Origin of the sequence: uncultured Brachyspira sp. (assembly GCF_944390595.1) — a bacterium.
Classification (GTDB): domain Bacteria; phylum Spirochaetota; class Brachyspiria; order Brachyspirales; family Brachyspiraceae; genus Brachyspira.
On record NZ_CALXRN010000154.1, the window covers coordinates 1 to 6,203 of the forward strand.

At 26.3% G+C, this 6,203-nt stretch carries 9 protein-coding genes; 3 read left to right on the forward strand and 6 right to left on the reverse strand.

The features are described 5' to 3' along the window. The first annotated feature begins 345 nt into the window (after positions 1-345). Complete coding sequence (locus tag Q0J90_RS09160; protein ID WP_297277612.1) at positions 346-693, forward strand: cytochrome C biogenesis protein; 348 nt, start codon at positions 346-348, stop codon at positions 691-693. Here the strand turns inward: Q0J90_RS09160 and Q0J90_RS09165 are convergent. The 6 genes from Q0J90_RS09165 to Q0J90_RS09190 all read right to left on the reverse strand — a co-directional run bounded on the left by Q0J90_RS09165 (position 682) and on the right by Q0J90_RS09190 (position 4,656). Beyond that, on the reverse strand, positions 682-1,464 hold the full coding sequence (locus Q0J90_RS09165) for a hypothetical protein (RefSeq protein ID WP_367173883.1): 783 nt from the start codon (positions 1,462-1,464) through the stop codon (positions 682-684). The genes Q0J90_RS09160 and Q0J90_RS09165 overlap by 12 nt on opposite strands. A 17-nt stretch (positions 1,465-1,481) precedes the next feature. After that, on the reverse strand, positions 1,482-1,850 hold the full coding sequence (gene fliE / locus Q0J90_RS09170; RefSeq protein WP_297277614.1) for a flagellar hook-basal body complex protein FliE: 369 nt from the start codon (positions 1,848-1,850) through the stop codon (positions 1,482-1,484). Positions 1,851-1,878: 28 nt separating this feature from the next. Then, positions 1,879-2,340 carry a flagellar basal body rod protein FlgC gene (flgC, locus tag Q0J90_RS09175; RefSeq protein WP_008724603.1) on the reverse strand — a complete coding sequence of 154 codons (462 nt, stop codon included), beginning with the start codon at positions 2,338-2,340 and terminating at the stop codon, positions 1,879-1,881. Between the two features lie 30 nt (positions 2,341-2,370). After that, positions 2,371-2,799, reverse strand: coding sequence for a flagellar basal body rod protein FlgB (gene flgB, locus Q0J90_RS09180; RefSeq protein WP_028329805.1), 429 nt, complete (start codon positions 2,797-2,799; stop codon positions 2,371-2,373). Positions 2,800-2,935: 136 nt separating this feature from the next. Further along, positions 2,936-3,994 (reverse strand): tetratricopeptide repeat protein, encoded by a 1,059-nt coding sequence (locus Q0J90_RS09185; protein WP_297277615.1) that lies wholly within the window; start codon positions 3,992-3,994, stop codon positions 2,936-2,938. Between the two features lie 5 nt (positions 3,995-3,999). Continuing rightward, positions 4,000-4,656: an HAD family phosphatase gene (locus tag Q0J90_RS09190; RefSeq protein WP_297277616.1), complete on the reverse strand. Its 657-nt coding sequence runs from the start codon at positions 4,654-4,656 to the stop codon at positions 4,000-4,002. A gap of 179 nt (positions 4,657-4,835) precedes the next feature. Between Q0J90_RS09190 and def the strand changes: the two genes are divergently transcribed. Both def and Q0J90_RS09200 read left to right on the forward strand, forming a co-directional pair. After that, positions 4,836-5,399 carry a peptide deformylase gene (gene def / locus Q0J90_RS09195; protein ID WP_297277617.1) on the forward strand — a complete coding sequence of 188 codons (564 nt, stop codon included), beginning with the start codon at positions 4,836-4,838 and terminating at the stop codon, positions 5,397-5,399. Positions 5,400-5,410: 11 nt separating this feature from the next. Continuing rightward, positions 5,411-6,073: an HAD family hydrolase gene (locus tag Q0J90_RS09200; protein ID WP_297277618.1), complete on the forward strand. Its 663-nt coding sequence runs from the start codon at positions 5,411-5,413 to the stop codon at positions 6,071-6,073. Positions 6,074-6,203 lie beyond the last annotated feature (130 nt).

Here is a 6,203-nt window from a genome sequence, read left to right on the forward strand (position 1 = left end):
CTGCTGTTATCTATTAAAGTTTTATGATTAAGTTCCATTTTTTATTCCTTAAAATCAAGAACATACAAATTAAGAAAATATAATTAAGTCTTTTATACCAATTCTATAGAAAAGAAAAATAATGAGTTAAACGAAATTTAGAGGATATAAAAATATCTATTAATAGTTTAAATAAAACACTATAAAAACAAATAAACATTTTACTACCCACTTATAAGATTTTTACATATTAATAGTATGTTTTTAGACTAAGCCAAGTATAATATTTTATATGATTATGTCAAGCTGGTATTTAAATATTTTTTAAGTATATTATAATATAGCAAAAATCACGGAGATATAAAAATGAATTTCAAAAAAGTAAAAATAGAAATATACATACCTGCAGAGTACACTCAAAAATTAAGAGAGGCTTTAAATAATATAGGAGCTTTGGGAGTTGGAAATTATGATAATGTAATGACTGTTACAAAAATTACAGGATATTGGCGTCCTCTTGAAGGAGCTAATCCTTTTGACGGAAAAGTTAATGAAATATCAGAGGCTCCTGAGGATATGGTAGGCTTTTCAACCGATGCTAAAAATATACCTAATATAATAAATGTTATAAAAGAAGTTCATCCTTATGAAGAGCCTGTTATAAATATTATACCTTTATTGAATGATAAGTTTGATGTGAATTTAAACTATTGAAAATATATCTTTTATAATATAAACAAAATCATTTTTTGGAAACTTTTGAATATTTATAATATTTTCTACTGCATCAGCAAAATATAATTTATTTTTACTAGGCAAATATGATACTGTAAATATTTGAGCATTTGTATTTAATAATTTTTCTTTTGTATATCCGTATTCTGACATTTCTATTATACGTTCCGGAATATTATCTCCCATGAAAATGAATACAGCATGATTGTATAATTTAGCTTTTAATATTTTTTCTTTTTCATTATCATCTTTTTTGAAAAGTTTTTGATTATCATCTATATATAAATCAAATATTTCATTTAACTCATTTTTTATATTATTCAAAACAGCTTCGCCGTCTTTATCAATATCAATTAAAAAGAAATAATAGGCATGTATGATTAAAGACTTTTTATTTTTAATAACTTCTGCATTAATAAAAATCCTTGATGAATTGACAGAATACATACTATATCCGAAATATCTTAATCTGTCTATTATGTGATCCTTAGCTGCTGTTTTATTTAATTCATGTTCAAATATGGAATTATATTTTATAAAATTTAATTTTCTTTTATTAATTCCTGCAACATCAATATACATAAAAACGAGTGTGATAATTTCTAATATTATTAATGCTATGGTGATATATATTTGATTTTTATTATAGATTGAGAAAAAAATTAAGTTGGCAAACGCTATGGCTATTAAACCATAAACGCTTGCCCTTAATAACTCTTTTTTGAAGGAGAACAGCTTATTATTGTTCATTATTACTTTAATTATTATTATCTGTAAGTTGTTACTTCTTGATATGCTCTAACGGCTCTATCAACAACGGCTTTTGTAAAACTGAGTGATAATTCAGCTTCAGCAATAGCATTCATCACATCAGATACATCTACCTGATCCGGTCTTATACCAGCCTGTACTATTATATTATCTCTATCAACTTGTTTCTGATTAACAGCATCAATAGCATCGCTTAACATTGTGCCGAAATTGCTGATTAAATCATTGCCGGAACTTCTTCTAATCTGCTGAGCAGGTCCGTAATGTCTAGGATCTGTAGTTTTTAATACAAATCCGTAATTATCGCCTACATTTCCAGTTTTTGTATTTACACTATAAGAACTCATCACATTATTAACATTCATAAAAATATCCTTATACACAAATTATTCATTAATATCTAATTATATTCAAAGCACTTCCAAACATAGTTTTAGCAGACTGAATCATAGTAGAGTTTGCCTCATAAGCCCTTGAAGCCTCCATCATGTCAACCATTTCTGTAACCGGGTTAACATTAGGCATTTCAACATATCCTGCTTTTTCACCATATTTAATAGCATCTGGGTGTGAAGGGTCATAAACAAATCTAGTTGCAGTTTCCATATCTTTTTCTATGCTGAAAACTCTTACTCCTGTACCAACATTAGGCTGCAATGCCTCTGGTAAGAAAGGACTTCTATATTTATTGCCGTCATCTCTAGGCTTGAATATAACTCTGCTTCTTCTGAAAGCTCCGCCCTCTGTTGTACGTGTAGTATTAACATTTGCTATATTATCAGCTATAACATCTAATCTAGTTCTTTGAGCAGTTAAACCGCTTCCTGATGTATTGATAATTGAAAATATTCCCATTTACTGTCTCCTTCAAGAATGATAAATTAATTAAGCATTTCCTATCATTCTTCTAATTTCTCTATACTGAGCATTAACTATTTGTGTAAACATTTGATAACGTAAAGTGTTTTTAGCTTCTTCAGCCATTTCTTTATCTATATCAACATTATTTTTATCATTTCTATAGCTTGTGTCATAATCCACTGTAAGATTTGGTGTAACCTGCTTATAATCCATAGGCATGTGGAAAGGAAAATGTCTTGAATCTGTCCTTTTAGCTTCCATACCGTCATACTTTTCACTATCTAAAGCTCTTGCAAGCTGATACTCAAAAGTTACATCGCTTCTTTTAAAATTCGGAGTAGATACATTTGCTATATTATCCGCTATAACCTCAGCTCTTAGTCCGTAAACATTCAAAAGTTTTTTAGCTACCGTCATAGTCTTAGCATAGGTTGTATCAGCAAACATACTCATAGGTTTTAACTCCTAAATAAGATAATACTTACAACTATTGTCGGTTTAATGAAAAAGTGCTTTAATATTTTTTTATATATTATGTAAATAAATCAAGAATATGATATTTTTTAAAATAAAATCATATTTATAGAATTTACTTAAAATACAAACTATTCATAACATCTTTAGCAAATGATATTAAACTGCTGCTTATTATAACTGTAGATGAAATAGTGAGTATTATGGATTCTTCGCCTTTGCCTGCTACCGCTATTGCATTGAAAAAATCATTTTTATTTATTTTTGAAGTGAATATAAACTCAGCGAATAAGTCATCATGTTTTTCTCTTTGTTTTATTGATATAGGAGTAATTATGGAATAAAGCTCGCCTCTTCTGCTTTTAAATCCGTCGAAAAGTTCTCTTATACCTTTTTCGTCGTATTTTTTATCACTGTAGCTTATTATTATTGATATTCTATTATCCGGACTTTCTATTTTTAATACGGCTCCGCCTATAAAAGCATTAAAATTTTCAGGAACTAATAAATGAAATCTGTCAGGATTAGCTTGAATAGAAACTAAATTACCAATATTAAATTTAGCATTATCTCTTAAATATTTAATATCAGCTATTCTGTTAATAATATTTATATCATTACCGCTTATATTCAATGCATTTTCCAAAATATCAAGAGCATAATCATATTTGTATATTGCTTTATAAGAAACTGACATATTAATCATAGACAATATATCATTATTATATATAGATATAGCTTTTTTATACTTTTCTATAGCTTCTTCATATTTTCCTTCCATAGAAAGAATAATTCCATACTCTCCGTAAACACTGGAATTAACATCGCCTAAACTTATAAGCTTTTCTATTACATTTTTAGCATCATCATACTGATAAGTGCTTATAAGAGCGTCTATCTTGTTTTCAAGCAATTCCTTATCATCTTTTATATATTCAAGAGCTTTATCAATCAATTCTATTACAGCTTTATAATTTTCTTCCTCATAATAAATATCAGCCAAAACTAAATAACCGTATTTATATTTATTATCCTTCTTTATCAATTCTAATGCCAATCTTTTAGCATAATCAATATTATTTAACTCTATTAAATTATTTATCTTCTCTACAACAATTTCATTATTTTCTTTTAAAATATCTTTAATTTCATTATCTAAATTACTAACAGGCATATAATTCATCTCCATTCGGCTATTATAAAACCTTTATCTTTATTTTTTAAAGCATGTTCCTTTAATCTTTTATCCGGATTAACACATATTTTAGTGTCGGCAAAATTAAAAAGAGGTAAATCACTTATGGAGTCGCTATATGCTATATTTTTATAACTATAATTTGGAAATAATTGCTCTGTAAATAATCTGTATCTTTTGGCCTTACCATAACAGTTTTTTCCATACATATAGCCTGTATATTTTCCTCTAAAAGTCCATAATTCTGTACCGAAACATTTATCAAAACCTAAATTACTTGCTATATATTTAGCATAAATTTCAAAACTCGCAGTTACCAAAATTAAAGTGTACCCTTTGCTTTTAAGTCTTTTTATCTCTTCCAAAGCATCTTTATAATACAAATTTGGAACTACAGTATCAGCAAACTCTTTACCTATTTTATCTCCGAAATCTATATCAATATTTTTAAATATATGTGCTATTCTGTATTTTACGCTTTCATTATCTATAATTTTAAAAACAAATAATAAAAAATACGGTATCAAAATAATATAATGTATAAAACTTTTAGGATTCTTTTTTAAATAGAATTTCATAAATGGAACTATTGAATCTTTATTTAATATAGTTTTATCTAAATCAAAAAATGCTGCTTTCATATAATTGTATTCTACTACAAAAAAATCATTTGTCAAAGGAATTTAATAAATTTAAGTATAAAAAATTATGTAAACTGCCAAAGAAAATAGCTTGACTATAAATAAAAAATTTAATATTATATAATTAATTAATTGATAAAGAATACAAATGTAATATATATATAATTTTAGGAGAGAATATGCTAAGAGAATTAGTAATATACGGAGATGAAAGACTGCAGCAAGTATCAGAAAAGATAGAAAAGATAGATGATGAAATATTAACTTTAATAGATGATATGTTTGAAACTATGTATAAAGAACGCGGAGTGGGACTTGCAGCTGTTCAAATTGGAATATTGAAAAGATTAATAGTTATATCTGTACCTGATTTGGATGATGAGAAAAAGCCGGATTTCAAATTGGCGCTTATAAATCCGGAAATAATTTGGCATTCAGATGAAATGGAAATATTGGAAGAAGGCTGTTTATCTTTCCCAGAAATAAGAGATGATGTTGCCAGATATCAAAAAATAAAAGTAAAATATTTAGATAAAGAAGGAAATGAACAAATCTTAGAAGCAGAAGACTATATAGCAAAAGTACTTCAGCATGAGATAGATCATACAAATGGAATATCTTTTATAGATAGATTAGAATCCTATCAAAAAAGAAGATTAAAAAAAGAATTAAAAGAACTTAGAAATAATACTGTACGCGGTATAAAAAAAATTAACAATAGACAAGCATTACAAAATAGCTGATATAATTGATTATGATTAAAAATATAATATTCGATTTAGACGGCACTTTAGCAGATTCCATATACGATATATATTGCTGCGTTAATTTCACTTTGAAGCATTTTAATTTAGAAAGTATTTCAATGGAAGAAGCACATAAATTTGTAGGAAATGGTGCTAGAATGTTAATAAAGCGTGCTATTAATAATGGTAAACATAATACAGAATATTTAAATAGTATTGAAGATGATGTATACAATTTTTATGTAAAATATTATGAAGAACATTGTATAGATAATACTAAGCTTTATGATGGTGTTTATGATACTTTAAAAAAGTTACATGAATCAAACATAAATATGTTTATCATTACTAACAAACCGAATGATATAGCAATCAAAACAGCAGAAAAACTAAACATAATTAATTATTTTAAAGCTGTTATTGGAGACGGATTTTATCCTTATAGAAAGCCAGATGCTAATATATGGTACAATTTAAAAAAGGATTTTAATCTTCTTGAAAATAATACAATTATGGTTGGAGACGGCATAGCTGATTATGAATTCGCCGTTAATTCTAAGATAAAGGTATTATTAGCACTATACGGAATAACAGATAAAAATATTCTTTTAAATTTAAAAAACAATTATTACTTAAATTATATTTTTGAAGTTTCCGATTATTTAAATTAAATTACTATAAAAAAAAAGAAAATTACATACTTGACAATACTAAAAAATGTTTGTATATTAGAATAAATTATTTATTAGTATTAATTAACAGTAGCAATATGAAAAATAAGAATTTTAAGTACACCAAAAT

Bases quoted from the DNA above. Each gene is read 5' to 3' on its own strand.
- Q0J90_RS09160 (WP_297277612.1), top strand. From the start codon at position 346: ATGAATTTCAAAAAAGTAAAAATAGAAATATACATACCTGCAGAGTAC.
- Q0J90_RS09165 (WP_367173883.1), bottom strand. From the start codon at position 1,464: ATGAACAATAATAAGCTGTTCTCCTTCAAAAAAGAGTTATTAAGGGCA.
- fliE (WP_297277614.1), bottom strand. From the start codon at position 1,850: ATGAATGTTAATAATGTGATGAGTTCTTATAGTGTAAATACAAAAACT.
- flgC (WP_008724603.1), bottom strand. From the start codon at position 2,340: ATGGGAATATTTTCAATTATCAATACATCAGGAAGCGGTTTAACTGCT.
- flgB (WP_028329805.1), bottom strand. From the start codon at position 2,799: ATGAGTATGTTTGCTGATACAACCTATGCTAAGACTATGACGGTAGCT.
- Q0J90_RS09185 (WP_297277615.1), bottom strand. From the start codon at position 3,994: ATGCCTGTTAGTAATTTAGATAATGAAATTAAAGATATTTTAAAAGAA.
- Q0J90_RS09190 (WP_297277616.1), bottom strand. From the start codon at position 4,656: ATGAAAGCAGCATTTTTTGATTTAGATAAAACTATATTAAATAAAGAT.
- def (WP_297277617.1), top strand. From the start codon at position 4,836: ATGCTAAGAGAATTAGTAATATACGGAGATGAAAGACTGCAGCAAGTA.
- Q0J90_RS09200 (WP_297277618.1), top strand. From the start codon at position 5,411: ATGATTAAAAATATAATATTCGATTTAGACGGCACTTTAGCAGATTCC.